Annotated in this window: 17 protein-coding genes; 8 read left to right on the top strand and 9 right to left on the bottom strand. The window is 57.6% G+C overall.

Annotated features, from left to right (window positions below):
* Positions 1 to 7: 7 nt before the first annotated feature.
* The 6 genes from CA948_RS01190 to CA948_RS01215 all read left to right on the top strand — a co-directional run bounded on the left by CA948_RS01190 (position 8) and on the right by CA948_RS01215 (position 6,941).
* Positions 8 to 937 (top strand): branched-chain amino acid ABC transporter permease, encoded by a 930-nt coding sequence (locus CA948_RS01190; RefSeq protein WP_094195311.1) that lies wholly within the window; start codon positions 8 to 10, stop codon positions 935 to 937.
* Between the two features lie 12 nt (positions 938 to 949).
* A complete protein-coding gene (locus CA948_RS01195; RefSeq protein ID WP_094195312.1) occupies positions 950 to 2,014 on the top strand; it encodes a branched-chain amino acid ABC transporter permease in 1,065 nt (354 codons plus the stop codon).
* A gap of 134 nt (positions 2,015 to 2,148) precedes the next feature.
* On the top strand, positions 2,149 to 3,417 hold the full coding sequence (locus CA948_RS01200; protein WP_376914099.1) for an ABC transporter substrate-binding protein: 1,269 nt from the start codon (positions 2,149 to 2,151) through the stop codon (positions 3,415 to 3,417).
* Positions 3,418 to 3,467: 50 nt separating this feature from the next.
* Entirely contained in the window at positions 3,468 to 4,301 is an 834-nt protein-coding gene (locus tag CA948_RS01205; RefSeq protein ID WP_094195314.1) for an ABC transporter ATP-binding protein, read from the top strand.
* Positions 4,302 to 4,554: 253 nt separating this feature from the next.
* Positions 4,555 to 5,835 (top strand): phenylacetate--CoA ligase family protein, encoded by a 1,281-nt coding sequence (locus tag CA948_RS01210; protein WP_108727099.1) that lies wholly within the window; start codon positions 4,555 to 4,557, stop codon positions 5,833 to 5,835.
* Between the two features lie 89 nt (positions 5,836 to 5,924).
* Positions 5,925 to 6,941 (top strand): amino acid ABC transporter substrate-binding protein, encoded by a 1,017-nt coding sequence (locus tag CA948_RS01215; protein ID WP_042484596.1) that lies wholly within the window; start codon positions 5,925 to 5,927, stop codon positions 6,939 to 6,941.
* A 256-nt stretch (positions 6,942 to 7,197) separates the two neighbouring features.
* Here CA948_RS01215 and CA948_RS01220 read toward each other — a convergent pair whose 3' ends face one another.
* The 3 genes from CA948_RS01220 to dprA form a co-directional block, all read right to left on the bottom strand.
* Positions 7,198 to 7,665, bottom strand: a complete 468-nt coding sequence (locus CA948_RS01220; protein WP_094195316.1) for a hypothetical protein — start codon at positions 7,663 to 7,665, stop codon at positions 7,198 to 7,200.
* Entirely contained in the window at positions 7,665 to 8,585 is a 921-nt protein-coding gene (locus CA948_RS01225; RefSeq protein ID WP_108727100.1) for a hydroxymethylglutaryl-CoA lyase, read from the bottom strand. The genes CA948_RS01220 and CA948_RS01225 overlap by 1 nt, the downstream gene beginning before the upstream one ends.
* Positions 8,586 to 8,752: 167 nt before the next feature.
* The gene (gene dprA, locus CA948_RS01230; protein ID WP_094195318.1) at positions 8,753 to 9,919 is read right to left on the bottom strand and encodes a DNA-processing protein DprA; all 1,167 of its coding nucleotides are present in this window, start codon (positions 9,917 to 9,919) and stop codon (positions 8,753 to 8,755) included.
* A gap of 158 nt (positions 9,920 to 10,077) precedes the next feature.
* Between dprA and def the strand changes: the two genes are divergently transcribed.
* Both def and fmt read left to right on the top strand, forming a co-directional pair.
* A complete protein-coding gene (gene def, locus CA948_RS01235; protein ID WP_094198232.1) occupies positions 10,078 to 10,596 on the top strand; it encodes a peptide deformylase in 519 nt (172 codons plus the stop codon).
* 5 nt (positions 10,597 to 10,601) lie between these two features.
* Complete coding sequence (gene fmt, locus CA948_RS01240) at positions 10,602 to 11,543, top strand: methionyl-tRNA formyltransferase (protein ID WP_094195319.1); 942 nt, start codon at positions 10,602 to 10,604, stop codon at positions 11,541 to 11,543.
* A 12-nt stretch (positions 11,544 to 11,555) separates the two neighbouring features.
* On the opposite strand, the gene CA948_RS01245 is transcribed toward fmt, so the two are convergent.
* The 6 genes from CA948_RS01245 to CA948_RS01270 all read right to left on the bottom strand — a co-directional run bounded on the left by CA948_RS01245 (position 11,556) and on the right by CA948_RS01270 (position 17,753).
* Positions 11,556 to 12,491 (bottom strand): DMT family transporter, encoded by a 936-nt coding sequence (locus CA948_RS01245; protein WP_108727101.1) that lies wholly within the window; start codon positions 12,489 to 12,491, stop codon positions 11,556 to 11,558.
* Positions 12,492 to 12,561: 70 nt separating this feature from the next.
* Complete coding sequence (locus CA948_RS01250; RefSeq protein ID WP_108727102.1) at positions 12,562 to 13,917, bottom strand: amidase; 1,356 nt, start codon at positions 13,915 to 13,917, stop codon at positions 12,562 to 12,564.
* 42 nt (positions 13,918 to 13,959) lie between these two features.
* Complete coding sequence (locus tag CA948_RS01255; RefSeq protein ID WP_108727103.1) at positions 13,960 to 14,643, bottom strand: DUF2848 domain-containing protein; 684 nt, start codon at positions 14,641 to 14,643, stop codon at positions 13,960 to 13,962.
* Between the two features lie 32 nt (positions 14,644 to 14,675).
* A complete protein-coding gene (locus CA948_RS01260) occupies positions 14,676 to 15,959 on the bottom strand; it encodes a TRAP transporter large permease (RefSeq protein WP_094195323.1) in 1,284 nt (427 codons plus the stop codon).
* Positions 15,956 to 16,576 carry a TRAP transporter small permease subunit gene (locus CA948_RS01265; protein WP_094195324.1) on the bottom strand — a complete coding sequence of 207 codons (621 nt, stop codon included), beginning with the start codon at positions 16,574 to 16,576 and terminating at the stop codon, positions 15,956 to 15,958. Before CA948_RS01265 ends, CA948_RS01260 begins: the two co-directional genes overlap by 4 nt.
* A 130-nt stretch (positions 16,577 to 16,706) precedes the next feature.
* Positions 16,707 to 17,753, bottom strand: a complete 1,047-nt coding sequence (locus tag CA948_RS01270; RefSeq protein ID WP_108727104.1) for a TRAP transporter substrate-binding protein — start codon at positions 17,751 to 17,753, stop codon at positions 16,707 to 16,709.
* Between the last annotated feature and the right edge of the window lie 38 nt (positions 17,754 to 17,791).

Here is a 17,791-nt window from a genome sequence, read left to right on the forward strand (position 1 = left end):
AACGGACATGGCATTTTTTCTTGAAACCTTGCTGGGCGGGCTGATGAGCGGGATGTTGTACGCCCTGGTCGCGCTGGGCTTTGTTCTGATTTTCAAAGCATCGGGTGTTTTTAACTTCGCACAGGGCGCAATGGTGCTGGTGGCCGCACTGGCCATGGCTCGTCTCTCCCAGTGGATTCCGCAGTTGCTGGGCATGGAGCCCGGCATTCTGGGCAATGTGCTGGCTTTCATTGTCTCGGCCATATTGATGTTTGTGCTGGCCGTGGTCATTGAGCGCTGGGTGCTGCGTTATCTGGTGAACCAGGAAGGCACGACCTTGCTGATGGCCACCATCGGTATCAGCTATCTGCTCGATGGTTTGGGTCAGATCGTGTTTGGCAGTTCGGTGTACTCCATTGACGTGGGCATGCCCAAAGACCCGGCTTTCATCCTGGAGTCCGTGTTTGAAGGCGGTGTGCTGGTCAGTCTGGAGGACTTGAGTTCAGCCGTGGTTGCGGCCTTGCTGGTTGCGGCCCTGGCCATCTTCTTTCAGTACACCAGTGTGGGCCGTGCCCTGCGTGCGGTGGCAGACGATCACCAGGCGGCACAGTCCATTGGTATTCCCTTGAACCGTATCTGGGTCGTGGTCTGGACGGTGGCCGGTTTGGTGGCATTGGTCGCCGGCATTATCTGGGGTTCCAAATACGGGGTGCAGTTCACCTTGTCGACCGCTGCGTTGCGCGCCTTACCTGTGGTGATTCTGGGTGGTCTGACCTCGGTGCCCGGTGCCATTGTGGGTGGCCTGATTATCGGTGTGGGTGAGAAGGTGTCCGAGGTTTATCTGGGCCCTTATGTAGGTGGCGGCATCGAGATCTGGTTTGCTTATGTGCTGGCCCTGGTGTTCCTGCTGTTCCGACCACAAGGTCTGTTCGGCGAGAAGATTATTGATCGCGTCTGAGGTGGAGCCGATATGATTTACCGCGAAAATGGTCAGTTCAAAAGCAGCTATCGGGCTGACCAGCAGATTTTTCCCATCCGCCAGGATCGCTATGTGGTGTTGGGCCTGTTGCTGGTGGCATTTCTGTTGGTGCCAGCCATGGCATCCAACTACTTCCTGCAAGCTATTCTGATTCCCTTTTTGATTCTGTCCTTGGCAGCGATCGGCCTGAATATTCTGGTGGGCTATTGCGGACAGATTTCCATTGGTTCAGGCGCCTTTATGGCTGTGGGCGCCTACGCCGCCTGGAACTTTGGTGTCCGTATTCCTGAGTTGCCGTTGGTGTTGCAGATCTTGCTGGGCGGCGTGTTTGCCACTCTGGTGGGGGTCGCCTTCGGTATTCCCAGCTTGCGTATCCGTGGCTTGTACCTGGCGGTCACAACCCTGGCTGCGCAGTTCTTTGTGGATTGGGCGTTCCTGCGTATTGCCTTTTTCACGAACTACTCGCCCTCGGGCAACGTGTCGGTGCCCGCCTTGAGTGCATTTGGTTTGCCGGTTCAAACCCCCATGCAAAAGTACTTGTTTGTACTGATCTTTGTGGTGGTGTTTGCCTTGCTGGCTAAGAACCTGGTGCGTGGCGCGATTGGTCGTCAATGGATGGCGATTCGTGACATGGACGTGGCCGCTGAAGTGATTGGTATCCGTCCGGTCTACGCCAAGCTCACGGCCTTTGCTGTCAGCTCATTCATCATCGGTGTGGCCGGTGCCTTGTGGGCCTTTGTTCATCTGGGTTCCTGGGAGCCACTGGCCTTTGACCTGACTCGCTCTTTGCAGCTGTTGTTCATTGTCATCATCGGTGGTCTGGGCTCGATTGTGGGCAGCTTCTTTGGTGCCGCTTTCATGGTCTTGCTGCCCGTGCTTCTGACCAACGTGCCGCACTGGTTTGGTATGTCCATCGGCGTGGACACCGCCTCGCACATTGAACACATGGTGTTCGGTGCCCTGATCGTATTTTTCTTGATTGTGGAGCCGCATGGTTTGGCTCGACTCTGGAGTATTGGTAAGGAAAAGCTGCGTTTGTGGCCCTTCCCCCATTAGCAGGTAGGCAGTTTATTACAACAACAGCCCCGCCAATCGGGACGGGGTACTTAGACAAATGGTACTTATCGGAGGACCAGGAGATGACAACACGACTGAAACGCGCTGTGCTCGGTTTGAGTGCTTGCGCTGCAATGTTGACCATGAGTACAGCCGCTTTGGCAGCTGAGGAACAGTACATTCCACTGCTGACCTACCGCACCGGCTCCTTTGCCCCACTGGGGATCCCATGGGCCGATGGCAAGCTGGACTATCTGGCTTTGGTCAACGAACGTGACGGCGGTGTCAATGGCGTCAAGCTGGCATACGAGGAGTGTGAAACGGCGTATGCCACCGACCGTGGCGTAGAGTGCTACGAGCGCATGAAAGGCAAAAATGGTGGTGCTTCGGGGTTTGATACCCAGTCCACAGGCATTACTTTTGCCCTGACCGACAAGGCTATTGTGGATGGGGTCGCCATTGAAACCATGGGCTACGGTCTATCGCATTCGGCTAACGGTGCGGTGTTCGAGTGGAACTTCCCGCTGCTGGGCACGTACTGGACCGCAGCCGATGTCATGATCCAGGACATCACCAAGCAAGTGGGTGAGGACAAGCTGAAAGATCAGCGTATTGCCCTGATCTACCATGACTCGCCTTACGGTAAAGAGCCTATCGCCCTGTTACAGGCCCGTGCCAAGGAACAAGGCTTCAAGCTGGATCTGTATCCGGTGACCGCTCCTGGCGTGGAGCAGAAATCCACCTGGCTACAAGTGCGTAAAAACCGTCCTGACTTCGTGTTGCTCTGGAGCGCCGGGATCATGACGCCTACCGCTATTCGTGAGGCGCAGGCAGTGGGATACCCACGCGACAAAATCTATGGCATCTGGTGGGCCGCTTCCGAGAGCGATGTGGTCGATCTGGGCCAGACCGCCAAGGGCTACAAGGGCATCACCATTCACAACAGTGCCGAGGACGGCCCGGTGCATGATGCCGTGCGCGAGATGCACGCCAAAGGCAAAGGAGCTGAAAACGGGGACAAGTATGTCGGCACGCTGGCACACACGCGCGGCATGATGATTTCCATGATGCAGGTAGAAGCCATTCGTACTGCCCAAGAGAAGTTCGGTAAAGGGCAGCATATGACGCCCGAACAAGTGCGCTGGGGTTTCGAGAACCTGAACCTGGACGAAGCTCGTCTGAAAGAGCTGGGCTTTGAAGGCATCATGCGTCCCGTTAAAACCTCGTGCAGCAACCATATGGGTGATGACTGGGCTCGTATCGTGCAGTGGGACGGCAACAAGTTTGAAGTTGTCTCCGACTGGTATGAGTCCGACAAGAAGTATGTCGATCCTTTAGTCAAGGAAATGTCGGCCAAGTACGCCGCTGAGAAGAAAATTACGCCTCGCACCTGCGAAGGCTAAACCCAGGCGCCCAGGGTTCGCCCTGGGCACTGCATTGCGTGGGGAAGATTATGAGTGAGACCGTAGGCCAAGTGGATGAGGCGCCCATCTTGTTGGACGTCAATGGCATCGAAGTGATTTACAACCACGTCATTCTGGTGCTCAAGGGCGTGTCCTTGCGTGTACCGGAAGGGCGGATTGTTGCCTTGCTGGGCGCCAACGGTGCCGGTAAAACCACGACCTTGCGGGCCGTATCGAACTTGCTGCGCGCTGAGCGCGGCGATGTGACCAAAGGCCAGATCCATCTGCGTGGCGAGCGTATTGATCAACTGACTCCGGCTGATCTGGTCAAGCGCGGCGTAGTGCAGGTGATGGAAGGGCGCCACTGTTTTGCGCACTTGAGCATTGAAGAAAATTTGCTGACCGGGGCCTATACCCGTTCCTTGTCACGTGGTGATGTAAGCGCCGAGCTGGACAAGGTGTACCAGTATTTTCCGCGCCTAAAGCAGCGCCGTACCAGTCAGGCCGGTTATACCTCGGGCGGTGAACAGCAAATGTGTGCCATTGGACGCGCCTTGATGGCCGACCCCAGCATGATCTTGCTGGATGAGCCTTCCATGGGGTTGGCACCGCAGGTGGTGGAAGAAATTTTCGAGATTGTCCGTGACCTGAATCAGCGCGAGCGTGTCAGTTTCTTGCTGGCCGAGCAAAACACCAACGTGGCCCTGAAGTATGCCGACTATGGCTACATCCTGGAAAACGGTCGCGTCATGATGGATGGACCCTCCCAGGCCTTGGCCGAGAACGAAGACGTCAAGGAGTTCTATCTGGGTGTGTCCGGGGGCGAGCGCAAGAGCTTTCGTGACAATAAATTCTATCGACGACGCAAGCGCTGGTTGGCCTAACCCTCAAGGATTTTCACAGTATCAGCAGGGCCTGGCCTGTATTGAAAGCGGCAGGATCAGTACAGGAACAGGCCATCGATCGGGATGCACACAAGGTGCCGCCCTGACCCCTTTTGACATTTTTAGTTTTGGGCAGCTCCTGGCTACACGGGGTGTAGTCGCAGAGCTTGGTATCGACACGCGTCAGTCTATGAGCAGGAAGTCGGCTGGGCGCGGGAGTGTTTGAATGCCAATTCATCCCAGTGGAGGAGAGATGAGCGAATTTTACGACGAGCGCGAAACCCAGGAACCGGACGAGCGTGAGGCTGATTTACTGTCCCGTTTGCCGCAGGTTTTGCAAGCGGCTGCAAAAGGAGCCCCTGCCATTGCCAGACAACTGGATTCGGTGGATCTGGCCGCTGTGCGCTGCCGTGAGGACCTGCTGGCTATTCCGGTGTTTCGTAAAAGCGAGCTGCTCAAAGCCCAGTTGGAAGCTCGTGAGCGGGCCCGCTCTGGCGCGCCGTCGGCTGAGTATGCGCAGTCCGTTTTCGGCGGTTTTTCCTCCATTTCCTGGGGGGCAGTTCGCAAAGTGTTTGCTTCGCCTGGCCCCATGTATGAGCCCGAAAGCCGTCGCCCGGACTATTGGGGCTTTGCGCGGGCCTTGTATGCAGCGGGTTTTCGCCGTGAAGAACTGATTTTCAACTGCTTCTCCTATCACTTCACGCCGGCCGGTTCGATGATGGAAACCGCTGCTCATGCTTTGGATTGCACCGTGTTTCCGGGGGGGGTGGGGCAAACCGAACAGCAAGTGCAGGCCATGGCCGACTTGCGCCCGCATGGGTACACCGGTACCCCCAGCTTTCTGAAAATCATCATGGAAAAAGCCCAGTCCATGCAGATTGCGTTGCCGGGATTGACCAAGGCCTTGTTCTCGGGTGAAGCCTACCCGCCCTCTTTACAAAAATGGTTCAGCGAGCATGGCGTGGCAGGCTATCAAGCTTACGGCAGTGCCGATCTGGGCATGATTGCCTACGAAACTCAGGCCCGTGAAGGCTTGGTGCTTAACGAAAACCTGATTCTGGAAATTGTGCGTCCGGGCACAGGCCAGCCCGTAGAGCCTGGTGAAGTGGGCGAAGTGGTGGTGACGTCTTTTAACCCAGACTACCCGTTGGTGCGGTTCGGTACGGGGGACTTGTCCGCCGTCATGCCCGGCCAGTCTCCTTGTGGTCGGACTAATCAGCGTATACGCGGCTGGATGGGGCGTGCTGACCAGACGACCAAGGTGCGCGGCATGTTTGTGCATCCGGGACAGGTGGAACAAATTCGCTTGCGTCACAAGGAACTGGGCCAGGCTCGCTTGGTGGTGCGGGGTGCCAGTGGTCAGGACCAGATGGTGTTTCAGGTGGAGGTCACCTCCAAGCCTGAGGGACTGGAAAACGCGTTGGCCGACTCTATTCGCGAAATCACCAAACTGCGCGCACAGGTGGAGTTTGTGGAGCCAGGCGCCTTGCCTCGGGATGGTAAAGTCATCGAGGACCAACGCAGCTACGATTAATTAGCCATGTAGATATGCACACAAGTAGCAGTCGGGCTGCGGTACTATGCTGGAAAATAGTCAATACCTATATCTTTGAGGAGAGCCCGATGCGCTTTGTGCCCGTTTCTGCTGTAGTCCTGGCCTTGATGGCCAGCATGCCTGCTGCCCAGGCCGCCACCCTGGACAATGTCAAACAGCGCGGTCACGTGCTGTGTGGCGTGACCACCGGTTTTGCCGGTTTTTCTGCCCCTGATGACAAGGGCAATTGGACAGGGCTGGATATTGATGTGTGTCGCTCGGTCGCTGCCGCCACCCTGGGCGACGCCAGCAAATTCAAGGCCGTGCCTTTGAACTCGCAGCAACGTTTTACGGCGTTGCAGTCAGGTGAAATTGATCTGCTGGCCCGTAACACGACCGTGACTCAGCAGCGCGATACGGCCGTGGGTGCTATCCACGCCGGCATCAACTTCTACGACGGCCAGGGTTTTCTGGTGTCCAAGAAGCTGGGTGTTTCCAGCGCCAAGGAATTGAACGGCGCCACGGTTTGTATGCAGACGGGAACGTCCAACGAAAACACCATGGCTGACTGGGCCCGCGCCAACAAGGTTGAGTACAAGCCTGTGGTGATCGAACAGTTCAACGAAGTAGTCAACGCTTTTGTGGCTGGCCGCTGTGACGTGTTCTCTACCGATGCGTCCGGCCTGGCTTCGATTCGTATCTCCAAAATGGAGAATCCGGACGACTACCTGGTGCTGCCTGAAATCATTTCCAAAGAGCCATTGGGCCCCTTCGTCCGTCAGGGCGATGATGCCTGGCTGAACATTGTGAAATGGTCCATCCAAGCCAGCTTCAATGCTGAAGAACTGGATGTGACAGCGGCCAATGTGGACGAGAAGCTCAAGAGCAACAACCCCAACATCCAGCGTCTGCTGGGCGTGACTCCCGGTGCCGGTAAAAACCTGGGCCTGGACGAAAAATGGGCTTACAACATCATCAAGCAAGTCGGTAACTACGGCGAATCCTTCGAGCGCAACGTGGGTAAAGGTAGCCCGCTACAAATCGAACGCGGCCTGAATGCTTTGTGGATCGACGGTGGCTTGATCTACGGTCTGCCTATTCGTTAATCCATTCGGGGTTCGCGATATGCAAAAAGCAGCTCTCTGTGGGAGCTGCTTTTTTATTGACTGATCGATCTGGGGGCGATGACGTTGATGTGTTGTTGCTCTTTGTGCCCTGGCGATGTGCGTTGACCAAGGGCGCTGGTGTATGTATCACGCGGTGATACATAGTCTGCCTAACTGCTGCGCACGGTTTTCGGATGCGAGACGTTCGGGATTGTTTGCCCCAATATGCCAAGCCGTACGGGGCAAACCTGAAGACTTAATTTTTGCGCCGTAATACCAGCGAAATTTTGGCAAAAGCCACTTGCAGATCCTGTGTGGCACCTTGGAAAATCACGGGCCGACCACGCCGGGTAAAGCAGATCAGGCGTTTGGAGTTGAACAGCGGCACGAACTTGGCAAAGTGGATGTCTTGCCATTGCACTTCCCGCTTCATGATCCAGCTCTGGCGGATGCCGTTCTGGTCAATCGTGGTGATGCCATGCCACATGTGCCAGGCAATCAAGATCAGGCCAGTAAACAGCAGAACCAGAGAGCCCGCCAGTACAGGGCTGATAGCCGCACCTTGTGGGGAGCTGGCTACCAGCGCAAAACGCACACCAATCAGGGCTAGCACTATCCAGGCACCAGCCGCGACCCATTTAGGCCAGGAGCGGCCTTGAATAGGCAGTGAACCCAGATCCTTTAACAGGGCGTCAATTTCCTCTTTCGAGGGGGCTTGGCTCATCAGCACGCGGCGACCCCTTGTTTGCGGGCTGCCAGGGCGTTACCGGCATTGCTGGCCGATTTGCGCTTCAAATGAGCCGAAATCCATTGCCCCGTGTCCACCACGGCGTTCAGATCAATGCCGGTTTCAATATCCAGGCCTTGCATCAGGAACAGCACGTCCTCGGTGGCGACGTTGCCGGTTGCGCCTTTGGCGTAGGGACAGCCACCCAGCCCGGCTACAGAACTGTGGAAAATATGAATGCCGGCCTGCATGGCGGCCACAATATTGGCGATGGCCTGGCCATAGGTGTCGTGGAAGTGGCCGGACACATGAACGGGGTCAATGTGCTCGGTCACCATGCGCATCACCTCGTAGACCTGACGGGCCGTGCCGACACCGATGGTGTCGGCTACGTCGATTTCATCGCAGCCTAGTTCGATCAAACGTTGGCCGACTTTCAACACATTGGCCGGCGCCACAGCACCTTCGTAGGGACAACCGAACGAACAACTGATGGAGCCGCGCAGGCGCATGCCAGCTTCTTTGGCGGCCTGGGCGACGGGGGCAAAGCGCTCCAGCGATTCTTCAATGCTGCAATTGATATTACGCTGCGAAAATGCTTCGCTGGCAGCGGCGAAGATCACCACTTCGTCGGCCTTGGCAGCCAGGGCGCCTTCAAAGCCACGCATATTGGGTGTCAGAACTGAATAGATCGTGCCGGGGCGACGGTCAATCGTAGCCATCACTTCCGCGCCGTCTGCCATTTGTGGCACCCATTTGGGCGAGACAAAGGAGGCGGCTTCCACGTTCACAAAACCGGCGTGGGACAAGCGGTTGACCAGCTCGACCTTGATGTCGGTAGGGATGAATTCTTTTTCGTTCTGCAGGCCGTCCCGAGGGCCGACCTCCACAATCTTGACGCGCGAGGGGTATGACATGAAGTTTCCTGAAGGTAAGGGGCTGGGCCTGGAGGCCTTTACGTATTCGTCATGATACCTCTTGAAGGCCAGGGCTGGCCCCCTAGGAACAGCCCTATAAGCAGGCGACGTGGCCGGGGTTTCGATGCAAAGGAGCAGGCCATGATGCAGTGGGGCCCTGTCGGGTTTTATGGCTTGATACGTTGGAATCGCCCGTCTGCCAGAGGCTCTATGCAGCCAGCCAGCTCCAGCTCGGCCAGAACCGCCGGCAGTTGAGTTGCCAGAAGACCGGTACGGCGCATCAGTTGCTCGGGCGTCAAGGGGGCGAAATCGATGCGCTCCAGGATGGGGCGCAGTTCTTCCGGTAGGTTATCGTGCTGAACAGGCCTGGCATTGGACGGGTTGCCGGGTTCAAGTTTGAACGTGTGCTGCACATTGCCCAGCTCATCCAGAATGTCCTGGGCGCTCTCTACCAGCTTGGCGCCTTGGCGTATCAAGGCATGGCAACCACGTGCCAAAGGCGAATGGATTGAGCCCGGAATAGCAAAAACCTCGCGCCCCAGTTCTCCGGCCAGACGGGCTGTGATCAGGGAGCCACTTTGCTTTGCCGCTTCTACCACCAGCACGCCTTTGGCCAAAGCGGCCACAATGCGGTTACGGCGGGGGAAATGGTGCGGCATGGCGCGGGTGCCTAAGGGGAACTCGCTGAGCAGCAGACCGTGATCACTGATCTGGTGTGCCAGATCGCGGTGCGCTGCCGGGTAGACCAGATCCAGTCCCGTTCCCATGACAGCAATGGTGCCGGCCGATTGCGGGCCTGCTTTGAGCGCGCCTTTGTGCGCTGCCTGATCAATGCCGCTGGCCAGCCCACTGATGATGCACCAGCCTTTGGAGGCCAGCGTGGCAGCGAAGTCGGTCGCCGTTTCCTGGCCAGACTGGGTGGCATTGCGAGCACCAACAATCGCCAGCCCGGGGTGCGCCAACACATCCAGATTGCCATTGGCGTACAGCAAGAGCGGTGCGTCATGTAGATCCAGCAAGGCGGCAGGGTAAGCCGGGTCTGCCAGCGTCACAATGTGATGACCCGCTTGCTTGAGCCATTCCACGGCCTGGTCAATGTGCGCTTGTAGCTCGGTCAGTGGTTCCTGGCTTAGTTGGACGGCCAGTTCGCCAGGAATATGGCGTGACAGGGTTTGAACCGAGCTTTGATAGATTTGCGGTGGCAGTCCACAGGCGGCCAGCAGTTGCCGGGCCTGGGCGGGCGTAAGCTCTGGCTCCAGTGACAGACGCAACCAGGCACGCAATTCTTCCGAGATTTCATCCGAGGTTTCCCCCGAGCTAAAATAATGAGGCATAAGGTAGTGTGGCACGAAACCGTTTTTGAGGCTGGGTGTCCCGGACGTTTTTATCCAGGGCGATGGCCGCTTTGCTGTTAGGGCTTGGTGTGGTGCCAGGTGCCGCCCTGAAACTTGTTTTATTATATCGACTTATCGCTTTTTCTTCGGACATGACAATGGCTTTGCTTCCTATCCTGAAATTTCCTGACCCACGTCTGCACACGGTTGCCAAACCCGTGCAGGAGGTCGACGACCGTATTCGCAAACTGGTCAAGGATATGGCCGAGACCATGTATGACGCGCCCGGTGTAGGTTTGGCCGCCACTCAGGTTGATGTGCACGAGCGTGTGGTGGTTATCGACGTGTCGGAAAGCGGCAATGAATTGCTGGTGCTGATTAACCCGGAAATCACCTGGAAAAGCGAAGAGCTGAAGGTCTACGAAGAAGGTTGCCTGTCCGTGCCCGATACCTATGACAAGGTCGAGCGCGCTGCCAGCATCCGTTTCAAGGCTCAAAATGAAAAAGGCGAGTGGTACGAGCAAGAGGCCGACGGCCTGCTGGCCGTATGTGTTCAGCACGAGCTGGATCATCTGGATGGCAAGGTGTTTGTGGAGTATCTGTCGGTACTCAAGCGTGAGCGTATTCGTAGCCGTCTGCGCAAGCAGCAGCGTGAAGCCCTGAAGGCAGGGCAATAGTCGCCATGCGTATTGTTTTTGCCGGCACCCCGGATTTTGCCCGTATCGCCCTGGAAGCCCTGTTAGCGCAGGGCTTTGACGTTCCTTTGGTCATGACGCAGCCAGACCGTCCGGCTGGCCGTGGCATGAAGCTTAGCCCCAGCCCGGTCAAGCAAGCCGCTGTGAACGCCCATATTCCGGTTCTGCAGCCGCATAGCTTGCGTCTGGATGGCAAGTATCCCGAAGAGGCCGCCCAGGCCCGTCAGACCTTGCTGGATTTGCAACCGGATCTGATGGTGGTGGCGGCCTACGGCCTGATTCTGCCCAAATGGACCTTGGAGCTGCCTCGTTATGGCTGCTTCAATATTCACGCCAGTCTCTTGCCCCGCTGGCGCGGTGCGGCACCGATTCAGCGTGCGATTCAGGCAGGCGATGCGGCCACGGGTATCACCATCATGCAGATGGATGAAGGCCTGGATACCGGCGATATGCTGGTGCGCAGCGAGCTGGCAATTCGTGACGATCACAGTGCTGCAACCTTGCATGACGATTTGGCGCAACTGGGGGCACAGGCCTTGCTGCAAGCCTTGCAGCACGTGCGTGATGGCACCTTGCAGGCGGTTCCTCAGCCAGAAGAAGGCGTGACCTACGCCGAGAAACTGTCCAAGGCGGAATCGGCGCTGGATTTAAGCCAGCCAGCCAAAGAGCTGGAGCGCCGTATTCGCGCATTTGACCCGGTGCCAGGTTCCACCCTGTCCTTACCCGGTTTGGAGCAGCCTGTGAAGGTTTGGCGCGCTCAGGTGATAGAGCAAACGCATGGCGCAGAACCCGGTCAGATTTTGGGCGTCAGCGCCCAAGGTATTGATGTGGCGTGTGGAGAAGGGGTGTTGCGTTTGCTGGAACTGCAAAAAGCGGGTTCCAAGCGCCAGCCCGTTGCCGTCTTTGTGCAGGGCTGGCAGTCTCGCTAAGTCGTGCAGGGCTCAGGCGCCAGCCTTGCTCTGGCGCCGCCATTCCAGGGTTCCGATCACAATGCCACTGGAACACACCACGGCAATGCCGATCCAGGTAAACATATCGGGGAACTGTCCCCAGATCAGCCATCCCAGCGCGGCGGCTGCCACGATCTGTAGATACACAAAGGGTGCCAGCAAAGAGGCCGAGGCCCGTTGATAGGCCTGGATTTGCAGCAAATGTCCCAGACAGCCCCACAAGCCCGTCGAAATCAGAATCAGCCATTGAAAAAATGTCAGCTCCTTCAGGGCAGGCAGGGCGGCGGGCAGCAGAAAGGGCAAGGCAATGGTCAAACAGATGCTGCCTACGGCGCCACTCCAGATCAAGGTGGTCAGCGAGTTGTCAACGGCCACGCGGCGTGTGGCGATAAATTGCGTAGCAAACATACAGGCGGTCATCAAACCGAACATTACGCCCAATGGGTGCAGACCAGCCGTGGGCCGGATGATGATCAGCACGCCCAGAAAGCCGACCCCGGCCGCCACCCAGCGACTGATGCGTGGCGGCTCTTTCAGAATCCAGGGAGCAACAGACAACACCAGCAGGGGAGCTAGAAAGTTGATGGAGGTGGCTTCGGCCTGAGGCAGATAGCTCAAGGCACTGAAAAACGAGAAGGTGGACAGCATCATCACTGTGCCACGCAGAATTTGTGCTTTGGGGCGGGAGCTGCGCAGGATTTTGCGGCCTTTGACTGGCAAGACCAGCGCCAGCACCAGCACCAGATGGACGACGTAGCGAAACCAGCACATCACCAGCAGGGGCACACCAAAGCCCATGATCCATTTGCCACTGGCATCCAGACCCGACAGGGCCCAGGACGACAGAATCAGAATGAGCACCCCCGCCAAGGGAAAGACCGTGGGTGTCATGATCTGGGGCAGGGAGGAGGATTGGGGTGTGCTCATGACAGGCTCCTGACGAAAAGCACAAGGACGGCCGGGTGGCCGTCCTGGAACGAACGTAAATCTTACCGGATTAGTGTTTGTGCAGGGGCAATACCCGTTCGATTGCTGCACCTACCGCCAACAGGTGCTCGTCGTGGTAGGCGGGGGCGGCTACCATCAGGCCTACCGGGGCTTCATCAGCCGCGTGGCAAGGCAGCGACAGAGCGCAACCGTCCAGGAAGTTGATCAGGGTGGGGTTGCGCAGGACCAGACCGTTGGTGGCGAAGTAGACCTCGTCCGAGGCTTGCAGATCGGCAATGCGAGGAGCGACCACAGGCACGGTAGGCATCAGAACGGCATCGTAGCGTTCCAGACGGCTTTCCACGGCGCTGATCCAGGCCTGGCGTGTGTCTTGAAGCTCGATGTAATCAGCGCAGTCGATGTCCTTGCCGCGCAAAATGCGGGAGGCCACCCGGGGGTCGTATTGCTCGCCCTTGCTTTGCAGGGTGTCGCGGTGCACAGACCAGGCTTCGGCGCAGACGAAACCGCCTTTGCGGTTGATCTGTGGCAATTGGTCAAATTCGGGCAGATTGATCTCTTCAACCACAGCGCCTTGCTCGCGCAGCAGGGTGATGGCACGGTCAAAGGCGGCGCGCACGGTCTCATCGATGCCGTCAAACACAAAGGTCTTGGGCACGGCCAGGCGCAAGGTGTCCAGGGCGGGGGTGGCCACGGGCACGTACGGCTGGTCGGTCAGAATGGAGTCCACAATGGCGCAGCATTCTACCGAGGCGGCCAGAGGGCCATTAGAGTCCAGGCTGCGCGACAAAGGCATGGTGCCTTCGCTAGGAACACGCTCGGCGGTGGGTTTGAAGCCGGTCAGGCCGTTAAAGGCCGAAGGGATACGGATGGAGCCACCCGTATCAGTACCAATGGAGAACACCGACATGCCCTGGGCAACGGCGACCCCGGCACCGGAGGACGAACCGCCGGGGATGCGGGCATTGTCGCGGTCCCAGACCGAGCGCGGCGTGCCGTAGTGAGGGTTGATGCCCAGACCGGAGAAGGCAAACTCGGTCATATTGGTGGAGCCAATCAGAATGGCGCCGGCGCGTAGCAAGCGCTCCACAATGGTGGCGTGCCGTTCAGCCGGCTCCGCATCTTTCAGTACAGCCGACCCACCCAGGGTCACATAGCCAGCGATGTCATGCAGGTTCTTGACCGACATGGGCAGGCCTTCAACCAGCGAGCGGCTCAAACCGGCAGCGCGCAAAATGTCAGAGGCTTTGGCGGCGGCCAGAGCCTGTTCAGCAAACACTTCGATGAACGCGGCAGCGCCGTCACGGCTTTCGTCCTGGATACGGTCCAGGGCTTGCTGGGTCAGCTCGACCGAGGTCGTTTCGCCACGATCAAGAGCACGTTGCAGTTCGGTAATAGTCGCTAGCATGGATCACTCGCAAAATAAATGGGTGGGGCGGGCTGGGCCAGTTTAGGCTACTTCAGGCAGAGTTTCAGTCACGTAGGTATGACGGATGCTGCGTTCGCGGCGGGGGTCATACAGCTCCATGGTGAACTGGGTTGCGGGGCGGATACCACCGATGGCGCCGACCGTGCCGCAGGTCATGCCAAAACCTTCGGGCATGGTGGTGGACTGAAAGTAGCCTTCGATCAGTTCCAGCGGGTTTTTCAGGGTGGACAAAGGACCATCCTGGTACAGGACTTCCTTGCCGTCTTCCTGAATGTAGGCGCGGATAATCAGCTCGTCCCAGTACTCGGCCACATCGCTGAACAACCAAGCATCACGGGCAACGGGCTTGGCGCAGATTTGTTTGGACAGGGCCACGCTGTGGGCTTCCAGAACACGGTCAGTGTGGTCCGAGGCCAGGCTCACCAGCAGGCGGCCTTGGTGATTAAACACAAATACTTCGGTCTCGCCGGACGAACCGGTACCAACGACCTGGATGTCGGTATCCTGGATCATCTGATTGGCAGCGATGCGGTAGTACAAAGGTACGGCGCTTGGTCGGGGCACACCCAGTTCGGCCAGCTCTTCAATGTGGTGCTCGATGGCCGCCAGATCGCGGCCAGCCCAACCGGCCACGATGCAGTGCTGCAGGTCAGCTTCGATGATTTCAGTGTGGGTGGCCTGGGCCAGTTCAAACGTCAAACGCATAGCAGTACTCGTTTACTCAAAAACAGATTGGATTAACCGAACAGGCGTGGCAACCACAGAGCCAGATCCGGGAAGATGGCCAATAGACCCACCATGGACAGCAGCATGATCACAAAAGGCAGACTGCCCAGCATGACGTCGTTCATGCTGCCGCTCTTGCGCAAGCTCTGGACCACAAACAGGTTCAGACCAACAGGCGGAGTGATCAGCGCCACTTCCACCAGAATAATGATGGCAATCCCCACCCATATCGGGTCAAAGCCCAGGGCAATCATGATCGGAGCCACGATCGGGATGGTGGTGATCATCATGGACAGGGTTTCCATGAAGCAGCCCAGTACCAGGTAGAACACCACGATAATCAGCAGCATGGTGATGGGCGAGACGCCCAGGCCGGTAATGGCATCAGTCAGCGCTGTGGTCAGACCGGTAGCGGACATGACAAAGTTCAGGAAGGCTGAACCGATCACGATCAGCATGATCATGGCGGTGGATTTCATGGTGCCTTCCAGCACTTCCTTGATCATTTTCCAGCTCATGCGGCCCGAGAAAGTGGCCAGCAGCAGCGCACCGACCACACCCAAGGCGGCGGCCTCGGTCGGGGTGGCGATACCGGCGTAAATCGAACCGACCACCAGCAAGAAGATACCCAGTGGTGGAACCAGATGCACCAGGCTGGCAAAACGCTGGCCCCAGGAGGCTTTGACTTTGCTACCGCCCCATTGAGGTTTGACCATGCAGGCGCCAGCAATAGCCAGCATGAACAGCAAGGCCATGGCCAGACCAGGGATGATGCCGGCCAGATACAGCTTGGGTACGGAGGTGTTGGTCAGCACGCCGTAGATCACCAGATTGATCGAAGGCGGAATCAGAATGCCCAAGGTGCCACCCGCAGCCAGACTGCCCAGAAACAGCGGCTCGTTGTAGCCTTGCTTTTTGATCTGCGGCAAGGCCACGGTACCGACGGTGGCGGCGGTCGCCACACTGGAGCCAGATGTGGCGGCAAACAGGGCGCTGGCCCCGATATTGGCATGCATCAGGCCGCCGGGCAGCCAGGACAGCCATAGGCTCATGGCGTTATACATGCGCTCGGCCATGCCCGAGCGCAGCAGAATTTCGCCCAGCATGATGAATAAGGGGATGGCAACCAGCAGGAATTCGTTGCTGGTGCCCCAGGAAATTTCACCGAGTGCGCCGGTCAGTGGCAGCATGGAATACAGCGGGTCCAGAATCAGGCCCAGAACCCCCAGGGCTGCGCCTACAGGGATGCTTAGCCCGATCAGAACGAGCAGGAGAGTCAGTGCGGTACTAATCATTTGGTGTCTCCGTGGACCATGCGTTGGCCGGCCTCGGCTTCTTCAAGGGCTTCTTGCTGGGTACTGCGAATACCGCACAGGCTCTGGATGGATTTCAGATCGCCCGTAATCAATGCCAGGCTGGAGCGCAACAGCATCAGTGCCAGGACCACGCACAGCCAGAGCAGGCCTGCAACCCACAGAAACTGGGGAATCCACAAGGGAGTACCCATTGCCGTGTTGGCGGTGGACTGATTGGTCCAGGACACGTCGGCCACGCTGGTGGCATACAGGGTCAGATACACAATAAAGACCGAAAGTGCGACCAGGGCAATCCAGTCCAACAGTGCGGCCAAGCGCACGGGCAGATGCTGGTAGATGGCGTCGATACGGATATTGGCGCGTTGCAAGGTAGCAAAGGACAAGGCCCAGGAGATGCTGATGGCAAAGGCATAGCCAGAGAGTTCATCGGAGCCGCCAAGCGAGCGTCCGGTGAATTTGCGCAGCAGGACATCGGCCGTGATGTAGAGAGCACTGATCAGGGTCAGGCTGCCAGCAAACCAGATGGCGTAGCGCGACAGATTGGTAGCACCAGCCAGCAAGCGGTTGAGCATGGCGAATTTTTCGGTATTTTCCATGGCGTCTAACCCGTAGAGGGTTCAGGGAGCATATGAATGGATGATAGGCCCTGAAGACAGGGGGGGCCCAGGTGCTGGGCCGCCAAGCGGTGCGAGAAGGAGCGCCGCTTGGCAGTGACATCAAGTCAGATTACTTCTTGGCTTCAAAGCCCAGGATCGGGCTCAGGCTGGTGTTAAAAGCGGCCACGGTGTCAGCGGAGCTGCGCTCGGCCCACTTGGGCACCACGGTTTCGCTCATGACTTTTTTCAGCAGCTCTCGGTCAGCGTCTGTTGGCTTGACCAGGGTCATCTTGCCTTTTACCGGCTGTGTGCAAGCATCGGCGCCGGTGTTGCAGTCATAACCTTCCTGCGTTTCCTTGGCAGCGGCAACCCAGATCTCTTCGGTCATGGCCTTGATGTTGCTGGCCAGGAATTCTTGAACTTTAGGATCCAGCTTGTTCCAGGAGCCCAGGTTGGCAGCGTGGATCTGCTGGTTCCAGTTGATGGGCATTTCGTACAGCTTGGAGCTGACTTCGTACCACTTGGCCGAGTAGCCGGACATGGAGCCGGTGATGGCGCAATCGACCACACCGTTTTGCAGAGCTGGAACCACTTCACCAAATGGAATGGTGACGCTGTTGCCGCCCAGAGCCTGAACGAATTCAGCCTGTGTACGGCTGCTGGTGCGCACTTTCTTGCCTTTCAGATCGCTCAGGCCATTGAAGTTGCCGTTGCAAAACAGAACTTGAGCAGGGTAGGTGGAGAAACCCAGTACCTTGACGTTGTTCTTGGCGTAGAACTGCTCGTAAGCAGGAGTGAACGCGTCGGTCAGCTTCTTGGCTACGTTGATATCGGGAGCCAGGCCAGCCAGGTCGATGGCTTCGTTGATGGAGTTGTCACTGGCGAAGTAGGCCAGAGTAGCCGTACCAAAAGGAATCACGCCTTGACCGATCAAGCGCATGATTTCAGGACCTTTCAGGCCCATATCGTTAAAGCCCTTGATATCAGCGGTGATCTGACCACCGGACAGCTCAGGCACTTTCTTGGTCCAGAAGGGCTGCTCGGTGTTCTGGTAGGCGGTCAGGTTGCTCAAGCCACCGACAACTTTCAAGGAAGTCTTGGGCAGATCCTGGGCCAGGGCAGCAGAGCCCAGGGCCAGTGAGCCTAAAGCCAGGGAGGTCAGTACGATTTTTTTCATAAGGTGCTCCTAATAGCGGTCCAGCTGTATGGTTGATA

The organism is Alcaligenes aquatilis (assembly GCF_003076515.1).
Taxonomy (GTDB): Bacteria; Pseudomonadota; Gammaproteobacteria; order Burkholderiales; family Burkholderiaceae_B; genus Alcaligenes; species Alcaligenes aquatilis.

What these genes read in the sequence shown, in the direction of transcription:
- CA948_RS01190 (WP_094195311.1), top strand. Translation starts at nt 8, where the DNA reads ATGGCATTTTTTCTTGAAACCTTGCTGGGCGGGCTGATGAGCGGGATG.
- CA948_RS01195 (WP_094195312.1), top strand. Translation starts at nt 950, where the DNA reads ATGATTTACCGCGAAAATGGTCAGTTCAAAAGCAGCTATCGGGCTGAC.
- CA948_RS01200 (WP_376914099.1), top strand. Translation starts at nt 2,149, where the DNA reads ATGTTGACCATGAGTACAGCCGCTTTGGCAGCTGAGGAACAGTACATT.
- CA948_RS01205 (WP_094195314.1), top strand. Translation starts at nt 3,468, where the DNA reads ATGAGTGAGACCGTAGGCCAAGTGGATGAGGCGCCCATCTTGTTGGAC.
- CA948_RS01210 (WP_108727099.1), top strand. Translation starts at nt 4,555, where the DNA reads ATGAGCGAATTTTACGACGAGCGCGAAACCCAGGAACCGGACGAGCGT.
- CA948_RS01215 (WP_042484596.1), top strand. Translation starts at nt 5,925, where the DNA reads ATGCGCTTTGTGCCCGTTTCTGCTGTAGTCCTGGCCTTGATGGCCAGC.
- CA948_RS01220 (WP_094195316.1), bottom strand. Translation starts at nt 7,665, where the DNA reads ATGAGCCAAGCCCCCTCGAAAGAGGAAATTGACGCCCTGTTAAAGGAT.
- CA948_RS01225 (WP_108727100.1), bottom strand. Translation starts at nt 8,585, where the DNA reads ATGTCATACCCCTCGCGCGTCAAGATTGTGGAGGTCGGCCCTCGGGAC.
- dprA (WP_094195318.1), bottom strand. Translation starts at nt 9,919, where the DNA reads ATGCCTCATTATTTTAGCTCGGGGGAAACCTCGGATGAAATCTCGGAA.
- def (WP_094198232.1), top strand. Translation starts at nt 10,078, where the DNA reads ATGGCTTTGCTTCCTATCCTGAAATTTCCTGACCCACGTCTGCACACG.
- fmt (WP_094195319.1), top strand. Translation starts at nt 10,602, where the DNA reads ATGCGTATTGTTTTTGCCGGCACCCCGGATTTTGCCCGTATCGCCCTG.
- CA948_RS01245 (WP_108727101.1), bottom strand. Translation starts at nt 12,491, where the DNA reads ATGAGCACACCCCAATCCTCCTCCCTGCCCCAGATCATGACACCCACG.
- CA948_RS01250 (WP_108727102.1), bottom strand. Translation starts at nt 13,917, where the DNA reads ATGCTAGCGACTATTACCGAACTGCAACGTGCTCTTGATCGTGGCGAA.
- CA948_RS01255 (WP_108727103.1), bottom strand. Translation starts at nt 14,643, where the DNA reads ATGCGTTTGACGTTTGAACTGGCCCAGGCCACCCACACTGAAATCATC.
- CA948_RS01260 (WP_094195323.1), bottom strand. Translation starts at nt 15,959, where the DNA reads ATGATTAGTACCGCACTGACTCTCCTGCTCGTTCTGATCGGGCTAAGC.
- CA948_RS01265 (WP_094195324.1), bottom strand. Translation starts at nt 16,576, where the DNA reads ATGGAAAATACCGAAAAATTCGCCATGCTCAACCGCTTGCTGGCTGGT.
- CA948_RS01270 (WP_108727104.1), bottom strand. Translation starts at nt 17,753, where the DNA reads ATGAAAAAAATCGTACTGACCTCCCTGGCTTTAGGCTCACTGGCCCTG.